Below are 16,986 nucleotides of genomic sequence, written 5' to 3' on the forward strand. Positions count from 1 at the left end.
TTTGCACAGACCTTGGCCAACCGCACAGACTTTGGCCGTCCGCGCCTTAGCGAATGGCCCATGGATTTCAAGGCCTTCCGAAACCCGGCCTGAACTGACGACGTTTTCCAGCAAAGGCTGACTGTATGTCCGGCTTCCTGACACGGCGAATACTCTACGGGCTGATGCTAATGCTCGGGGTCGTTGTCCTTAACTTTCTGCTCATACGTCTCGCTCCGGGGGATCCGGCGGTGGTCATTGCCGGTGAAATGGGTGGTGCGACCGAAGAAATGCTGGAAAGCATTCGTGAGGAATACGGTCTCAATGAGCCGGTTCTGGTGCAGTTGGGCATTTATCTGGGCAATGTGATCCGGGGTGATCTGGGCGAGAGTTTCTTTTTCAACCAGCCTGTCGCGGGCCTGATTGCGCAAAGGATAGGGCCGACGATCCTGCTGGTCATCACCGCCCAACTCTTGTCAATTCTGCTGGGTGTTTTCCTTGGGGTTTTGGCCGCGCGCAAACCGGGCGGATTGATGAGCGCCTTTGTCTCTGTCTTTGCGACGATCGGCTATGCCGTTCCCGTCTTTTGGACGGGGATCATGTTGATCATCCTGTTTGCATCGGTCTTTCCGATTTTCCCTGTCGAAGGCATGGCCAGCGTCAAGCTGCGGGATGCGCCGTGGTATGTTCAATGGGCCGACATCGCGCACCATCTGATCCTGCCTGCCTTTACCCTCGCGATCATTTATCTGGCGCAATACGCTCGGCTATCCCGCGCCTCGATGCTCGAGGTGCTGGGATCCGACTACATCAGAACAGCACGGGCCAAGGGTGCCGCAGAACGCACCGTTTTGTTCCGCCATGCCCTGCGGAACGCCGCCTTGCCAATCCTGACGGTTGCCGGACTGCAGTTCGGCAACCTGATTTCCGGTGCCTTGCTTGTCGAAACGGTTTTCAATTGGCCGGGGATGGGGCGATTGGCCTTCGACAGCATTCTGAGGCGGGACTATCCGACGATCATGGGGGTTCTGTTCTTTGCCTCGGCAATGGTCGTCGTGGCCAATATTCTGACCGACCTCAGCTATCGACTGGCTGATCCACGGCTGAGAGGGCGAACATGAGCGGGCTCGAAAACGACAACACGCTGGTGGCGGAAAGCCCGGCACGCGAAGCATGGCGCATGTTCCGGCGCAACATCCCGGCATTGGTCGGGCTCGCCATTCTGACTGTGATCGTTGTGCTGACGCTGTATGGAACCCTGATCTACTCAGGCGATCCCTATGAAATCGTCTGGGCCCCGCACGAGCCACCCGGGGTTACGCCCGAGTTTCCTTTGGGGACGGATTACCTGGGCCGCAATATCGTCGCGGGGATTCTGGCAGGCGGTGGCCCGACCCTTGCTGTGGGGGCTGCCGCGGCGGCGATCACCATGGTCATTGGCATCAGCCTCGGGGCATTGGCCGGGTATTTCGGAGGCTGGGTCGATAATCTGCTGATGCGGATCACCGAGTTTTTTCAGGTGTTGCCTGCATTGCTGTTCGCAATGGTTCTGGTGACACTCTTCAGCCCGTCCTTGTGGACCATCGCGATAGCTATTGGTGTGGTCAGCTGGCCGCAAACAGCGCGCCTGACACGAGCTGAGTTTCTCAAGATCAAAGAGCTCGAATACGTAACCGCGGCACGGGCCATCGGGGCCAAGAATGGCCGGATCATGTGGCGTGTGATCCTGCCCAACGCAGCACCGCCGCTGATTGTGTCCGCAACCCTGACGATCGGCGTCGCTATTCTGTTCGAAGCGGGTTTGTCTTTTCTTGGTCTTGGCGACCCCAATGTCATGAGCTGGGGGCTGATGATCGGTGCAAACCGCGAATATATCCTCGACGCGTGGTGGCCTGTGACCTTCCCGGGCCTCGCGATTTTTCTGACGGTGTTTTCGGTCAGCTTGATCGGCGACGGCCTGAACGACGCCTTTAATCCAAAGCTGAGGGAACGATGAGCCTGCTGGAGATAGAAGACCTGCGGGTGACGTTCAGCACGCGCCATGGGGTTGTGACCGCGCTGGACGGCGTGTCGCTGTCGCTCGAAGCCGGTGAAACACTGGCCGTGGTGGGTGAAAGCGGATGCGGCAAGTCTATTACCGCGCTTTCGACCATGGGATTGATCCCTATGCCCCCGGGCCGCATCGCAGGTGGTGCAATAAGGCTGGCCGGAGAAGACCTGACGCGCGCCAGCGATGCCCGGCTTCGGGCCATGCGCGGTGCAGAAATCGCCATGATCTTTCAGGAGCCCATGACCAGCCTCAACCCGGTATTCACCGTTGGGCACCAAATCGCCGAGGCCATTCTTTTGCATCAGACCGTCAGCCGGGACCAAGCATGGCGCGATGCTGTTGCCCTGCTGGACCGTGTTGGCATTCCCAGCCCTGATGCTCGGGCGCGGGACTATCCCCATCAACTGTCTGGGGGCATGCGCCAAAGGGTGATGATCGCAATGGCTGTGTCTTGTCGCCCCAAGGTGCTGATCGCGGATGAGCCGACGACCGCGTTGGATGTCACCGTACAGGCGCAGATTTTTGATCTGCTCAACGAAATTCAGCATGATTTTGGTGCCGCCGTTCTGTTGATTACACATGACATGGGCGCTGTGTCGGAAATGGCAGATCGCGTGGCAGTCATGTATGCAGGCCGTGTGATCGAGACAGGGCAGGCGGATGATGTGCTCGATCATTCGCGCCATCCCTATACACAGGGTTTGATCGATTGCATTCCCTCGGTCGATCACGGCGGGGCCTTGCGCGAAATTCCCGGAGTTGTGCCGCCACTCCATTTGCTCGGTGCAGGATGCGCCTTTGCAGAGCGCTGTGATCATGCCCGTGATCAATGCCGGTCGGCCAAACCTGACCTGCGCGAAACTGGGGGGCATCTTGCAGCCTGCCATGGCGCTGCGGAGGGTTGGCTATGACCGCTTTGCTGGATGTGCGAAACCTGAGTGTTGAGTTTTCACTGCCTCGGCCCGCTCCGTTCCAACCGCGCCCTGTTCTAAGGGCTGTGCGGGGCGTGTCGTTTACGCTGATGCCGGGGCGGTCCCTTGGGATCGTGGGTGAATCCGGTTCTGGAAAAACCACGACGGCCATGGCCGCTATTCGGCTGGAAGAGGCCGCGGGCGGGCAGGTACTGTTCCAGGGCGACGATCTGCTGACGCTCAGCCCCGAGGACATGCGTCAGCGGCGACGCGACATTCAGTTGATTTTCCAAGACCCCTATTCGTCATTGAACCCGCGTGCTCGGGTGGGTGACATCGTTCGCGAGCCATTGGATTTGTTGCAGGTCGGCACCGAAGCTGAGCGCCGTGACACTGTTCGGGAATTGTTTGAAAAGGTCGGGCTGCGACCTGATCAGCTGAGTCTTTTCCCGCACCAGTTTTCCGGTGGCCAGAGGCAGCGCATTTCAATTGCGCGTGCCTTGGCCCCCGGTCCAAAACTGTTGGTCTGCGACGAACCCGTCAGCGCCTTGGACGTGGCCATTCAGGCGCAGATATTGAATCTGCTGGCGCGATTGCAGGATGAAATGGGGCTGTCATACCTGTTTATCAGTCATGATCTTGGTGTGGTGCGCCATGTCTGTCAGGACGTTGCGGTAATGTATCTGGGGCAGATCGTCGAACTGGCCTCGTCCGAGGCAATGTTTGCAGCGCCGCAGCACCCGTACACACAGGCCCTGCTCGCGGCGGCACCTTCGATGACACGGCGCAAGTCGCGGGGCTTTACCCGGCCGATGAAACTCAAGGGTGATCCTCCCAGCCCGATCAATCCGCCAACGGGCTGCGCCTTTGCCGAGCGTTGCCCCAAGGCGCAAAGCCTGTGCCGGGAAACGGCTCCGGTCTTGGCTGGTGATGCGCACCAGACGGCGTGTCATTTTCCGGGGTAAGGGGCAGGGATTTCAGGGTTTGGCAGGGATCAGTTGCTGCATCACACCTACGACGACCAAATAGATTGACGTGGCCACCAAACCCCAATGGGCCCAGCTGTCGGGATGGAAATCCACCCATGCGGCCCAGCCTGCAAAGAATGTCCACGCAAGCGCAATCGGCAGTGACAACCAACGCCAGCGTTCGGTCCGGACCGGGTGAATGAACTTGAGTGGCAAGAACATGGCCCATGCAAGCGCGGCAACCAATCCGAGTGAAACCCAGAAATTCGGTTCAATCGCAAAGAGCACCAGTACCAGCATGTTCCAACATCCGGGGAAGCCATGAAACGAATTGTCCGACGTCTTCATGCGGGTGTCGGCAAAATACATTGCACTGGCAAAGGTGATGACGATGATCGCAAACCACCCGGTCCAGCCGGGCAGCAGCCCCGATTGGAACAGGGCGAAAGCTGGAATGAAGACGTAGGTCAAATAGTCGATGATCAAATCCAGCAGGACACCATCAAAGCGCGGCGCATAGGTTTTCACATCGTATTTCCGGGCCAATGGGCCGTCGATGCCATCAACGGCAAAAGCGACCACGAGCCACAGGAACATGATGGACCACTGCTCCTGCGCTGCAGCGAGCAACGCAAGCATGGCAAAGACTGCACCGGTGGCTGTGAGGAGGTGTACGAAGAGCGCGCGCATTTGCATTGTCATGGGACTGTCATGGACGAAATGCGCACAGGTTGCAATTGCACTGGAAGAACAGGCTTACCTTAAGTCAGAAAACGATAACCCAAACACAATCGGGTTGCCCGGAAAACGCGGTGCCGCTTCAGCCATCTACGCCGTTCTTGGGCGGGTCAGTCATCAATCTCGCCAAGGCGTCCAGTTCCATGCCGTGACCTTCGCCAATGCGCTGAGCCGCGCGTAGGCGCACGTCATCCGGTTTGTTCTGGTTCAGTTTCCAGGTGCTTTGCATGTCGTGAATTTCAAATCGAAACGGCAAAATCATCCGCATCATTCTGTCACGAACCTCTGCATCCATTTTGTCGAGCGTCCAAGGTGTTTTGTTCAGCCCCGCTTCGAAACCGGCGCTTTGGACTACCAGTGTTTGTTCCATCTCTTTTGCTGGCAGTGCATGCAATGTGCCGATCAAGTGTACCGCGACATAGTTCCATGTGGGCACCTGATCCGGCACTTCGTACCAGTCCGGAGAAACGTATCCGTCTGGCCCGCTGACGGCGATCGTGGCCGGAATGCCGTCTTGAACAACGCGGCAAATCGGGTTGGAGCGCACAAGGTGCAACCGCGCGTAGGTGGCGTTGGCAGAAAGCAGGAACGGAACATGCGACAACAAGGGTGTTGTATCAGACGAGATCGCAAGAATGCCAAAGCCGCGTGATCGGGCGAACTCGAGACTTCTTGTTGCTTCGGCTTTTCTGAAAATCGGATTGGGGTGCATCACAAGTTCCAAGACAAATGGATCGTGTTGCTTTTTGCCGAAGCCGATCATCGGCTGTCACGCAAAACATTGTATCGATACGAAACGCGTTGGCGATTGATTAGCGCTCAGGCGCGCGCGACGTTCTTTTTCCGCTGGCTCCACACCGCGAAGGTTTTGGCGTTAACCGCATCCAACACAATGTACACCGCTGCAGCCCAAGGGAAGGTCATGACGAATTCAACAGATGCACCCAGAAAATCCGTTGTTCCTTTGGTCGAGTAGAGACCAACGAGCAATCCGACGAATAGCATTCCCGAAATACGAACGCGCTGGCGTTCGGGCGAGTTGCAAAGATTGAACACCCTCTCAAGCAGCAGCCTGCCTGGAAGGACAATTACCATCATCAAGGCGACCACTTTGTCCTCGTGGTTGAGGACTTCGGGGGAACGGATGGCAAGCCACATAATCAAGCACAAATAACATGCCGCCGTTACCAACCCGATGGCAGTCAGGTAGGAATAAAGCCGTCTGGCTTCCGTCTCTTTGCGTGTCATACGAATGGCGTAGACCCGAACCAAGGCAACATTATGACAAAATTTTTGCGGTTTCAGGCCGCGGTCAACTGACCGTTTTCGAAACCCTGAACCTGGGTCCGAACGATGGTGCCAACGGTTTGAGGGGCGTTAAAGCGCACTTCGGCGAATTGTTCAGTTCTTCCCATATCAACCGACTCCATCAAAACCGCATGTTGCCTGCCCACTTGCGACTGCAAATGTTTGAGCACCGCGGCAGATCCTGCAGCCCGCAGTTTTGCAGCACGCGCCTTGATCGTATTGCCGTCGACCTTGTTGGGGATTTTCGCCGCAGGTGTTCCGGGACGGGCAGAATACGGGAAGACATGCAGCCAGGTCAGATCGCAATCTGCCACAAGGCGCAGTGAGTTTTCGAAATGCGCGTCAGTTTCGGTCGGAAAGCCTGCGATAATGTCCGCGCCAAAGGTCATGTCCGGACGCAGCTTGCGCGCTTCTTCGCAGAACGCGATCGCGTCATCACGCAGATGCCGACGTTTCATCCGTTTCAAAATCAGGTCGTCACCATGCTGAAGCGAGAGGTGCAGATGTGGCATAAGCCGTTGTTCCGTGGCGATTGCCATCATCAGGTTTTCGTCAGCTTCTATGCTGTCGATCGAACTGATGCGCAGGCGTGGAACGTCGGTGAGGCGCAATATGCGCATCACAAGATCGCCCAGCCGCGGTTCGCCGGGCAAGTCAGCACCCCAGGACGTCAGATCGACGCCGGTAAGAACCACCTCGTTATAGCCCTCTTGGACAAGCCGTTTGATCTGATCGACAACGACCCCGGCGGGAACCGAGCGCGAGTTGCCCCGGCCATAGGGAATAATGCAAAAAGTGCAGCGGTGATCACAGCCGTTCTGGACTTGGACATAAGCGCGGCTTCTGGAGCCAAAGCCATCAATCAGATGCGCGGCTGTTTCGGTCACTGACATGATGTCATTGACTTGAATCCGTTCGGTCTGGCCGATGAAATCTGCACCTAGCCCCTGCCAGGTCTCGGGGGCCATTTTCTCGGTATTGCCGATCACGGCATCGACTTCGTCCATGGCTGCGAAACTGTCAGGATCGATCTGCGCAGCGCAGCCGGTCACAATGACCTGAGACGACGGGTTTTCACGCCGCAGCCGGCGAATTTCCTTGCGGGCCTTTGAAACCGCCTCATTCGTGACGGCGCAGGTGTTCACGATCACGGCGTCTTTGACGCCAGCCTCTTCGGCCAGACGTTTCATCGCTTCGGTTTCATAGGCGTTGAGCCTGCAACCCAGTGTAGTGAAGCGAGGCGCGCTCATATCTGATCGAGCCAATCGGCTGTCAGGACGCCGTTAAAGACATGAGACGTGCGCCCTGTCATCCAGACACCATCGTCACGCCAATCGATGTCCAATGTGCCGCCATCAAGATCGATCCGTACATGGCGACCGGTCAGGCCACGCCTTGCCGCAGCCACCGCGGTCGCGCAGGATGAAGAACCCGATGCAAGCGTTACACCGACGCCCCGTTCCCAGACGCGCATGCGAATGTGATCTTTTGCAATCACACTGGCGACCTGCACATTGGTCCTCTCAGGGTAGAGCGGATGGTGTTCGTAACGCGGGCCAAAGTGCTCTAGCGCGACGGCCTCGGCGTCATCGACAAAGAAGGTGCAGTGCGGATTGCCCATGCCCGTGGCCGTTGGTGCGCCTTCAATCGGTAGCTCCAGCGTATCCATTTCCTCGGCCAGCGGGATTTCGCGCCAGGTCAGCTGAGGGTGACCCATGTTGACCGAGGTCACACCGTCGCCTCTGTCTTCAACGAAAAGCGTGCCGCGATCCGTCGTGAGTTCCAAGGCGGATTGGCCGCTTTCATCCATGAGAAAGCGCCCGATACAACGTGTTGCATTTCCGCAAGCGCCAGATGTGGTGCCGTCGGAATTGTAGAATGTGAGATGCGCGTCCCCGGTTCCCCGGTTTTCGATCAGCGCGAGTTGGTCAAACCCCACGCCGCGATTCCGATCCGCCAACGCAATGGCCAGCGAAGGGGTTACATCAAAGCGCCGCGCACGGCCGTCCAGCACGACAAAGTCGTTTCCAAGCCCATGCATTTTCATGAAAGGCACTGAGGGTGTGTTCGCATGCGTCATGCGGGCGCATATACGCTTGTTAAAGGCCCCTTTCCAGTGCCGCCGGACGTCGCAGTTCACATCAATCGGAAATTTGCCAATTTTAAGGGTTGACCCTGTGCCGCGCAGTTTCTAGATACGCCGCCTAGTGGGCCGTTAGCTCAGTTGGTAGAGCAACTGACTTTTAATCAGTGGGTCGCAGGTTCGAACCCTGCACGGCTCACCACTGATCTCCAATAAAATCGTGTGTTCTTAAGGCCTTGGCCTATTTGCTGTCCGATGCGCATTGGTTGCAGGCGCGGGGTGGCACAAGTTTGCCAGCGAATCCGGATGTATGCCTGCGTGAAGCAGGCCAGCCGACGAACGGCTGGTCGCATGATTCCGGACAATTTGGCGCTGTGTCGATCACGTTGCCCTTGCTGTGGCGACGTCAAAGAGAATCGCTGAACAATTCGGCAAGGGCGCTCTGGATCCGCCTGATATCGAAGGTGAATGAATCGCCGGCCGGCAGCTTGGTTTGGAAAATGGAAAGACGTGCATCGCAACCGGATAAGGATTCCTTTCGGTCGATACTTGGTTAGAGTGTGATCATCAAAATGATGCGCACCTGATCCAAGAACGGACACGACAATGAAACCCTATTCCGGCATTTGGCCCGTCGCCCCTACTGCATTCAATGATGATGGAACTCTAGATCTGGAGGGATCTGCGCGTGTGCTCGATTGCATGATCGATCAGGGCTCGGATGGCATTTGTATCTTGGCCAACTATTCCGAACAGTTTTTGCTAAGCGATTCCGAACGCTACGATCTGACGAAAATGTCGGTCGAGCATGTGGCGGGGCGCGTGCCGTTGATTGTGACAATCAGCCATTTCGCAACCGACATTGTTGTTGGGCGCGCCAATGAGGCCAAGCAAATGGGGGCGGACATTGTCATGATGATGGCGCCGTATCACGGTGCTTTGCTCAAGGGCACTGCGGAGCAAACTTATGAACAATTTGCCAAAGTAGGCGAGGTTGGTCTGCCTATAATGCTACAAGATGCGCCGCTGTCCGGGGTGGAACTGAGCGTGCCGCTGCTGGCCAAAATGGCGCGCGAGATTGAAATGCTGAAACTGTTCAAGATCGAAAGCGTCGGAACGGCTGCCAAGCTTCGGGCACTTTTGGCCGAAGCGGATGCACATATCGACGGACCTTTCGATGGCGAAGAGGGGATCACGCTGATGGCGGATCTGGATGCGGGGGCAACAGGCACAATGACTTCGGCAACCATTACCGATCAGATCAAACCGGTTGTCGCTCACTTTTTGAACGGGGACCGACAAGCGGCGTTGGATGCCTATGCCCGTGTGCTGCCAGCAATCAATCACGAGAACCGCCAATGCGGGTTCAGGGCAGCTAAAGAAACCATGAAAGCGGGCGGCGTTATTCACTCGGCGTTTTGCCGGCACCCCATTCCGGCCTTGCCAGATTGGACGCGTGACCAATTGTTTGAATTGATCCGCCCGCTTGATCCAATTGCATTGCGTTGGGGCCACTAGGACATTTGGGTGTTCAGATAACACCCGAGGATTTCAGCGCGGCAATCTCGTCATCGCTCAGTCCGAGCTCAGCCCAAATGTGATCGTTGTCTTTCCCAAGATCGGGGGGCGGCGTGTCCGGCGCTGGGCGTTCGCCATCTACGACGATGGGGCTGGCGGTGATCGGCAGCGTCTCGTCACTGGTTGTGACCGTTGCGATGAACCCGCGCTCTACCATTTGCCGGTCGGTCAGGGCGTCCGGAACTGTCAGAACCGGCCCTGCGGGAACACCAAGGGCGTTCAGTTCACTGACCCAATGTTCGGCCGGTTTTGTGCGCAGACTTTGTTCCAGCGCGCACCGCAGCGCATCCCGGTTGCGTTTGCGATCTTCGCGGGTGCGATAGTCCGGATGATCCAGCAGCTCTTCGCGACCTAAATGACGGGCAAGGCTTTGCCATTGCGCTTCGCGATTGGCGGCGATGTTCAGGGGGCGATCAGCCGCCATAAAGGTTCCTGAAGGAGCTGAGGTTGTGTTCTCGTTGCCATGCGGGGCAGGGGGGACGCCGCCGATAAGATGGTTCGAGACAACCCAACCCATCGAGGACAACACAGCATCCGTCATGGAGATATCCAAAAATGCCCCCCGAGGTTTCGCATTCAGCGCCGCTGAAATCGCGAAAGCGGCGGTCATTCCGCCGGTCGTGTCTGCCAAGGGATAGCCGACACGATAGGGGGCCGTATCCGACGCCCCGGTGATCGACATCACGCCAGAAACACCCTGCACGATCTGGTCATAGGCCGGATCGTTTGCGCGCGGCCCTTCCTGCCCAAAGCCGCTGATGGCGCAATAGATCAGTTCGGGTTGGGACCGTTTGAGCGTGTCGTAATCCAGCTCCAGGCGTTTCATAACGCCGGGCCGGAAATTTTCGACAAGAACATCGGCGGTAGCCACCAGTTTTTTCAGCAGCGTCTTGCCATGGGCTGACTTCAGGTCCAGCGTGACTGATTTTTTCCCGGCATTCTGCGCCAGAAAACTGATGCCCATACCCGCCGCGTTGCGAGCCGGGTCAGCACCAAGTTCGCGGGCCAGATCCCCTGACCCGGGGCGTTCGACCTTGATAACTTCAGCGCCCAGCAAAGCCAGCTGATAGCAGCAATATGGCCCGGCGAGCACGTTGGTCAGATCCAGCACACGGATGCCGGAAAGCGGCGCAGATCTACTCTGCGCCGCCCTCTGATCAGTCGCCATCGGCGACACCTTTCTGGCGGGCCTTGGCACGGCGCGCGCGATAGCTGGGCACGATCACCAGCAGTCCGGCTATCACCAGAAGACCCAGTGTCATCGGACGGTCCAGAACAAACCCGATCCCGTCATAGAGCTGCATGGAGCGGGCAAAGTTGTCTTCCAGCATCCGCCCCAGAATGAAGCCGATCAAAAGTGGTGCCAGCGGATAATCTGCAAATCTCAGGATGGTCGCGCAGACGCCCATACCAACGAGGATCAAGAGTTCCGTCGCATTGTTCTGACCGATGTAGCTGCCCATCAGCGTAAAGAACAAAATGAATGGGATCAGGAACGTTCTTGGGATCGTGAGCACTTTGGCGATGTAGGGGATAAGCGGCAGGTTCAGGATCAGCAGAACGAGGTTGCCAATATACATCGAAATGATCACGGCCCAGAAAATCTGTGGCTCGTCCAACATGAGGCGCGGACCGGGCGTTACGTTCAGGGCAATCAAGGCACCAAGCAGGATCGCGGTTGTACCGGACCCGGGAATGCCGAGTGTCAGAAGCGGCACAAAGGATCCAGTGCAGGCAGCGTTGTTTGCGCTTTCGGGGGCTGCCAATCCTTTGACCGACCCTTTTCCGAATTCCGCCTGTTCTTCCTTGCTGGCGATATTGCGTTCTACCGCGTAGCCCAGAAACGAAGCGATCGTGGCGCCGGCGCCGGGCAAAACCCCGATAAAGAAGCCTTGCACGGATTGGCGGCCAATCACCGGGGCGATCTTGCGACCTTCTTCGCGGGTGATGCGAAGATTTTCGATCTTTCCGTTGCCGCCCCCTTGTGCCGAACGTGCCGGATTCAGCACCAGAAAGATTGCCTCGGGCAGGGCGAACATAGCCATGGCCAAAGTGATGAATGAGAACCCGGACTGCAGATCCATCATTCCCATGGTGAACCGCGGCATGTTGAACAGCGCACCTTCGCCGACGGTGGCCATGATCAGCCCGAGCAGCGTCATCAAGACGGCCTTGGCAACGTTGCCGGTTCCGGCAAAGGCCGCGATAGCCGACAGGCCCACGACCATGAGGGCGAAGTATTCGGCGGAATGGAACAGCAGCGCCACGGTCGACAGCATTGGCGCAAAGACCATCAGTAGGATCGCACCAATTGTGCCACCGCAAAACGACGCGATTGCAGCGATTGTCAGCGCTTTGCCAGCCTGGCCCTTTCGGGCCATCGGGTATCCGTCAAAACTGGTGGCGACGGTTCCCGCCACACCGGGTGCATTCAGCAAAATGGATGAGGTCGAGCCACCAAAGATTGCGCCATAGTAGACCCCGGCCAACAGGATCAGGGCAGCCGATGGATCACCGATCGTGATTGCAACCGGGATCATGATTGCAATGATCGACATTGGCCCAAGGCCGGGCAGCATGCCGATGAAGGTGCCTATCAGGCAGCCTGCAATCACCATGATAAGGTTTTGAAGTGAAAAGGCGGCTCCGAGGCCGATGAGAAGTCCTTCAATCATTGTCCAAACTCCTCAGAAAAAGAACGGCAAGGGACGCAGGAAAATGCCAAGAACCTCTTCGACGAGGTACCAGACAAATCCCGTGGCGACGCAGGCGACGGGGATCAGGATGTGCAGCTTGCGCTCACCCAAAACGACGGCTCCGATGATCAGAAATCCGGATGTGGCCAGCAAGAAACCGGCGGGACGCAACAGCAAGGCATAGGCCACCATCAGTCCGAGCAACGTCAGGGCCGGGATCAGTTCGTAATCGCCAAGTCTGCGATAATCGATGTCCGGCTCCTTGTCGGAGTCCGGCGCTTTTTCGAGCCCCAGAACAATAATCAACGAGGCCGCTATCGCCATGATGGACAGAACCTTGGGAAAGGTGCTGGGCCAGATCGGATTTCGCTGCATGAATGGTGGTAGCAACTGGTCCATCGTAAAAAACGCAGCATAGGCGTAGACCACGGACACACACAGTATGACAAAGGCAATCCAACGATCGAGTGCCATTCTTTCCCCTCCCTGAATAAAATCGGCGGCCGCATTTTTATCTCGCGGCCGCCGACGGTGTCGTACAGTCGTGACCTTAGAGGAAGCCGAGCTTCTTCATCAGATCACCGATGACCTTTTCCTGGCCCTCGAGGAAGGTTTTGAAGTCATCGCCTGGGTTGTGGATGTTGACCCAGCCGTTGCGGGACCGAACGGCTTCCCACTCTTCTGTTTCATACATCTTGGCGATGGCATCCTGGTACATTGCCAGCTTGTCATCTGGCAGACCCGGCGCACCAAAGAAGCCACGCCAGTTCACAAAGGTCGTGTCGATCCCCTGCTCTTTCATGGTTGGGGCGTCTGCAAATGCATCCACGCGCTCGTCCGAGGTCACGCCAATGATTTTGACTTCGCCGGCCTCGGCCAGTGCGACCGCTTCGGAGAAGCCGGTGGACAGAGCTTTGATTTCACCCGACAGCAACGCTGCCATGGCTTTGCCGCCAGCGTCGTAGGGGATGTACTTGACGTTCAGCGCGTCTTTGCCCGCAGCTTCCATGACCATCGCTGCCACGAGGTGATCCATACCACCGGGAACCGAACCGCCGCCGATGGCTGTGCCGTTGGCGTCTGCATCGTAGGCTGCGATCAGGTCAGCCATCGAATTGATCGGGCTGTCTGCGTTGACCACAAGAGCGGCGTAGTCGCCGATTGTGCCGGACACCAGTGTCAGGTCACGGAAGTTATGTGGGAAAACACCGGTCAGCGAACGGATCACGATCGGAGTCGAGTTTACCATCAGGGTGTCGTGCAGGCTGTCAGCGTTTTCGATCAGATAGCCGATTGCCTTGCCGCCACCGCCGCCGGACATGTTTTCATAGGATGCCGAACCCACCAGACCGGCGTTTGTCAGCGCCTCACCGGTGCCGCGTGCGGTGCCGTCCCAACCACCACCGGCGCCGCCGGGGATCAGAAAGTGAATCTTGTCGAGTACCTTGTGGCCATCGGCCAGTGCAGGTCCGGACATGGCGAAGGCTGCCACAGCAGCAAGAAGGGCGCGGCGGCCCATTGCAATAGTCATAGATTATTCCTCCCATTTGGCGGCATGGTGTATGCGCGCCCGTGCCGAATGGTGTGCATAAAGAACCTGACACGAAGCTGACATGGATGACGAAGGAACCCGAGCGCATGCGGTTTTTACTGGTCGAAGATAACGCGCCTCTTGCAACGGCCGTGGTTGATCGTCTCAGTCTGGACGGGCATGTGGTGGATCATGCAGCAGATCTTGAGACAGCCAAGGATTTTTCAGCCACAACGTCTTACGATATGATTTTGTTGGATATTATGCTGCCTGACGGAGATGGCAGCCATTTTCTGGCGCACCAAAGACGTAAGCAAAGCAGGACGCCGATCATTGTGTTGACCGCGCGTTCCGAAGTGTCCGACAGGATCAGTCTGCTCGATCTGGGTGCCGACGATTACATGGTCAAACCAATCGATTTTGCCGAGCTGGAGGCCCGCTGCCGGGCAGTGATGCGACGCCGTGGCGGCGATGTCAGCAACCAGAAAGTCTTGGGCAAGCTGCGATTCGATTCTGGCACCGGGGTCCTGAATATACGTGGCTTGGACATCCAGTTGCGCACCCGCGAGCTGCGATTGTTCGAGGTTTTCATCAACGCGCCTGGAAAAATCTTCTCGAAATCGGCCTTGGTCGACCGGCTGTTTTCCTATGACGATGATGTCTCGGAAAACGCGATCGAAGTGTATGTCGGCCGCCTGCGCAAACACCTGAGTGGTTCTGACGTGGGGATCGTCACCGTTCGCGGGCTTGGCTACAAGCTGGAACAATCATGACACAGCCGGTTTTGTCAGGCTCGATCCAGCGCAGGCTTTTGATTTTGCTTTTCTGTGCATCTGCCTTGTTGGCGGTGCTTTTGTACTTCGTGGTTCAGTCTGTGGCCCGCCAGGTGGCACAACAAAGTCAGGACAATATTTTGGCGGCCTCGGCGCTTTCGGTGATCGACAGCGCCCGCAGTGTTGATGGCGAAGTGATCGTTGATCTGCCCTATTCGGCCTTGTCCATGCTGGACAGCGTCACCGATGAGAGGGTCTTTTACGTCGTTCGTTTTGGTGAAGACGTCCTGACTGGCTATGCCGAGCTTCCGCGTCCCCCGCTGAGCAAGGCCCGTCAAACGGCCTATATGTCCGCCGATTTTCTGGGTGAAGAGGTTCGTATCGCGTCGGTCAGCCGATCGTTTTCGGCTGATTTAGGCCGCGACCGGCTAGAGGTTAGCGTTGCACAGACATTGTCGGGCCAAAGGCAGACACTGGCGCGATCCTCCAGATTGGCGCTCGGGGTTGGTGCCGGGTTTTTCGCACTGGCGGCGGTTCTGGCTTGGCTGACTGCTCGCGCCACCATTCGACCACTCGACAGGCTAGCGGCGTCGGTGTCGCGTCGGGGCCCAACCGATTTGCGGCCTGTCACGGCGGCCGTTCCACAGGAAATGGCGCCCTTGGTGACGTCTTTGAACGGTTTCATGTCCCGATTGGAGGCATCCCTGAACCGGTCGGAAGATTTCATTGCAGAGGCCGCGCACCGTGTCAGAACACCATTGGCCGTTGTGCGAACCAAGGCTGAAATCATCCAGCGCCACATCCGGAAGCCGGAAAACAAAGCCGCCATGCGCGAAATGATCGGAGCGATTGATGAAAGCTCCCGAACCGCTGGTCAGTTGTTGGACCACGCCATGGTTTCCTTTCGACTGGACAGTCTCGCGCAGGAAAAGGTGGATCTGGCCTCTTTGGTCAATGACATGGTCGAACGGCTTCGCCCGGTTGCAGAAATCGCCGAAATCGACCTTGTGATTGTGCGATCTGATCCAGCCTCTATCCAAGGAGATGGCATCCTTTTGCAAAATGCCCTGCGCAATCTTTTGGACAATGCGATCAAATACAGCCCTGCAGACACCCGCGTTGAAATTCGACTGACCAAGGGCGACACCGGAATAAGCCTTCAGGTTTGTGACGAAGGCCGCGGGTTCCCCAAAACCGGTGATGCGGATTTGGCAGAACGGTTTACGCGGGGGGACAATGTGCACGGCATCGTCGGATCAGGCCTTGGGCTAACCATTGCACGGGACGTCGCGACGGCCCATGGCGGTCGACTAATTTTGGAAAACAATGCAGGAGGCGGCGCATGCGCAAGCTTGTTTTTTCCCTCGTCCTGATCCTTGTTGCGGCGCGGGTTGCGGCGTTTGAAATCGAAGATCATTCCACCTTTGGCCCCAAGCAGGCGCCAGAGGTTCTGCGCATTCTGTCAACGACGGATACGGCGATCTTTTCACCGATGATCCAAAGCTATCTGGCCAATAATCCAGACACCTTTATCGACTACACGGTTGCCAGTTCGACCGAAGTTATGGGCGCAGTTCTGCAGCAGTCGCAGCCGTTCGATCTGGTTATTTCCAGTGCCATGGACCTGCAGACTAAGCTTGCCAACGACGGATACGTGCAAAAACATGTCTCCGGCGTGACAGGCGCGCTGCCGGTTTGGGCGAAATGGAACGACATGGTGTTTGCCTTCACGCAGGAACCCGCAGCAATCGTAATTTCCGAAGCGGCATTTCAGGGTTTGGACATGCCGCGTAGCCGAGAAGATCTGATCACCGCGATGCGCCGCAATCCTGAACGCTTTCGCGGCAGAGTCGGCACGTATGATGTGCGGCAGTCTGGTTTGGGATATCTTTTTGCCACGCAGGAAAGCAGGGTTTCGGAAACCTATTGGCGACTGACCGAAGTCATGGGCAGTCTAGGGGCACGGCTTTATTGCTGTTCTTCGCAAATGATCGACGACGTGGCTTCGGGCGAATTGGCTGTCGCGTATAATGTGTTGGGCAGCTATGCGTTCCAGCGCAGCGATTTGGATGGAATACGAATTGTCCTGCCATCTGATTTCACAACGGTCATGTTGAGATCTGTGGTGGTGCCCAAGACCGCGCCTTCGCCTGAACTTGCCGGTCGTTTTGCGGATCACATGCTGGAGCAGGCCCACAGCAACAGCGGTAATTTTGACATCAGGCGCTGGTTGGGGCCATCAGACGGTGCAGCCCTGAGCCGCATCAATCTGGGGCCAGGACTGCTTGTTTATCTCGACGCATTAAAACGGCGGGCGTTTCAAAAGGAATGGACCAACGCAATTTTGCAGTGATCCATCCGGCGGCAGGTG

Annotated in this window: 17 protein-coding genes and 1 tRNA gene; 9 read left to right on the plus strand and 9 right to left on the minus strand. The window is 57.2% G+C overall.

All coding sequences use genetic code 11. From position 1 onward, the window contains the following. Positions 1-125 precede the first annotated feature (125 nt). Genes PFY00_RS04210 through PFY00_RS04225 form a run of 4 tightly spaced genes read left to right on the plus strand, consistent with a single transcriptional unit; the run spans position 126 to position 3,905 of the window. On the plus strand, positions 126-1,100 hold the full coding sequence (locus tag PFY00_RS04210; protein WP_271431250.1) for an ABC transporter permease: 975 nt from the start codon (positions 126-128) through the stop codon (positions 1,098-1,100). After that, entirely contained in the window at positions 1,097-1,975 is an 879-nt protein-coding gene (locus PFY00_RS04215; RefSeq protein WP_271431251.1) for an ABC transporter permease, read from the plus strand. Before PFY00_RS04210 ends, PFY00_RS04215 begins: the two co-directional genes overlap by 4 nt. Continuing rightward, positions 1,972-2,940, plus strand: a complete 969-nt coding sequence (locus tag PFY00_RS04220; protein ID WP_271431252.1) for an ABC transporter ATP-binding protein — start codon at positions 1,972-1,974, stop codon at positions 2,938-2,940. Before PFY00_RS04215 ends, PFY00_RS04220 begins: the two co-directional genes overlap by 4 nt. Beyond that, positions 2,937-3,905: an ABC transporter ATP-binding protein gene (locus PFY00_RS04225; RefSeq protein WP_271431253.1), complete on the plus strand. Its 969-nt coding sequence runs from the start codon at positions 2,937-2,939 to the stop codon at positions 3,903-3,905. Before PFY00_RS04220 ends, PFY00_RS04225 begins: the two co-directional genes overlap by 4 nt. A gap of 12 nt (positions 3,906-3,917) precedes the next feature. Here PFY00_RS04225 and PFY00_RS04230 read toward each other — a convergent pair whose 3' ends face one another. From PFY00_RS04230 to dapF, 5 genes are all read right to left on the minus strand, one after another. After that, the gene (locus PFY00_RS04230) at positions 3,918-4,610 is read right to left on the minus strand and encodes a CDP-alcohol phosphatidyltransferase family protein (RefSeq protein WP_271431254.1); all 693 of its coding nucleotides are present in this window, start codon (positions 4,608-4,610) and stop codon (positions 3,918-3,920) included. A gap of 118 nt (positions 4,611-4,728) precedes the next feature. Continuing rightward, entirely contained in the window at positions 4,729-5,409 is a 681-nt protein-coding gene (locus PFY00_RS04235) for an FMN-binding negative transcriptional regulator (protein ID WP_333908191.1), read from the minus strand. A gap of 56 nt (positions 5,410-5,465) precedes the next feature. Further along, positions 5,466-5,894 carry a hypothetical protein gene (locus tag PFY00_RS04240; protein WP_271431255.1) on the minus strand — a complete coding sequence of 143 codons (429 nt, stop codon included), beginning with the start codon at positions 5,892-5,894 and terminating at the stop codon, positions 5,466-5,468. A gap of 53 nt (positions 5,895-5,947) precedes the next feature. Next, positions 5,948-7,204 (minus strand): tRNA (N(6)-L-threonylcarbamoyladenosine(37)-C(2))-methylthiotransferase MtaB, encoded by a 1,257-nt coding sequence (gene mtaB, locus PFY00_RS04245; protein ID WP_271431256.1) that lies wholly within the window; start codon positions 7,202-7,204, stop codon positions 5,948-5,950. Then, on the minus strand, positions 7,201-8,034 hold the full coding sequence (gene dapF / locus PFY00_RS04250; protein WP_271431257.1) for a diaminopimelate epimerase: 834 nt from the start codon (positions 8,032-8,034) through the stop codon (positions 7,201-7,203). The genes mtaB and dapF overlap by 4 nt, the downstream gene beginning before the upstream one ends. 129 nt (positions 8,035-8,163) lie before the next feature. On the opposite strand from dapF, the gene PFY00_RS04255 reads away from it, so the two are divergent. Next, positions 8,164-8,239: transfer RNA gene (locus PFY00_RS04255), tRNA-Lys, on the plus strand. A 404-nt stretch (positions 8,240-8,643) separates the two neighbouring features. Next, positions 8,644-9,555: a dihydrodipicolinate synthase family protein gene (locus tag PFY00_RS04260; protein ID WP_271431258.1), complete on the plus strand. Its 912-nt coding sequence runs from the start codon at positions 8,644-8,646 to the stop codon at positions 9,553-9,555. A gap of 13 nt (positions 9,556-9,568) precedes the next feature. Here PFY00_RS04260 and PFY00_RS04265 read toward each other — a convergent pair whose 3' ends face one another. From PFY00_RS04265 to PFY00_RS04280, 4 genes are all read right to left on the minus strand, one after another. Beyond that, complete coding sequence (locus tag PFY00_RS04265; RefSeq protein ID WP_271431259.1) at positions 9,569-10,783, minus strand: CaiB/BaiF CoA transferase family protein; 1,215 nt, start codon at positions 10,781-10,783, stop codon at positions 9,569-9,571. Next, positions 10,773-12,290: a tripartite tricarboxylate transporter permease gene (locus PFY00_RS04270; protein ID WP_271431260.1), complete on the minus strand. Its 1,518-nt coding sequence runs from the start codon at positions 12,288-12,290 to the stop codon at positions 10,773-10,775. The genes PFY00_RS04265 and PFY00_RS04270 overlap by 11 nt, the downstream gene beginning before the upstream one ends. A gap of 12 nt (positions 12,291-12,302) precedes the next feature. Beyond that, entirely contained in the window at positions 12,303-12,785 is a 483-nt protein-coding gene (locus PFY00_RS04275; RefSeq protein ID WP_271431261.1) for a tripartite tricarboxylate transporter TctB family protein, read from the minus strand. A gap of 76 nt (positions 12,786-12,861) precedes the next feature. Next, the gene (locus PFY00_RS04280; RefSeq protein ID WP_271431262.1) at positions 12,862-13,842 is read right to left on the minus strand and encodes a tripartite tricarboxylate transporter substrate binding protein; all 981 of its coding nucleotides are present in this window, start codon (positions 13,840-13,842) and stop codon (positions 12,862-12,864) included. Positions 13,843-13,949: 107 nt separating this feature from the next. Here PFY00_RS04280 and PFY00_RS04285 point away from each other — a divergent pair, with 107 nt between their 5' ends. Genes PFY00_RS04285 through PFY00_RS04295 form a run of 3 tightly spaced genes read left to right on the plus strand, consistent with a single transcriptional unit; the run spans position 13,950 to position 16,968 of the window. Beyond that, a complete protein-coding gene (locus tag PFY00_RS04285) occupies positions 13,950-14,615 on the plus strand; it encodes a response regulator transcription factor (RefSeq protein WP_271431458.1) in 666 nt (221 codons plus the stop codon). Beyond that, entirely contained in the window at positions 14,612-15,988 is a 1,377-nt protein-coding gene (locus PFY00_RS04290) for a sensor histidine kinase (RefSeq protein ID WP_271431263.1), read from the plus strand. The genes PFY00_RS04285 and PFY00_RS04290 overlap by 4 nt, the downstream gene beginning before the upstream one ends. After that, the gene (locus PFY00_RS04295; RefSeq protein WP_271431264.1) at positions 15,958-16,968 is read left to right on the plus strand and encodes an ABC transporter substrate-binding protein; all 1,011 of its coding nucleotides are present in this window, start codon (positions 15,958-15,960) and stop codon (positions 16,966-16,968) included. Before PFY00_RS04290 ends, PFY00_RS04295 begins: the two co-directional genes overlap by 31 nt. Positions 16,969-16,986: the final 18 nt, after the last annotated feature.

Origin of the sequence: Thalassococcus lentus (assembly GCF_028023555.1) — a bacterium.
In the GTDB taxonomy this organism is placed as follows: domain Bacteria; phylum Pseudomonadota; class Alphaproteobacteria; order Rhodobacterales; family Rhodobacteraceae; genus Thalassococcus_A; species Thalassococcus_A lentus.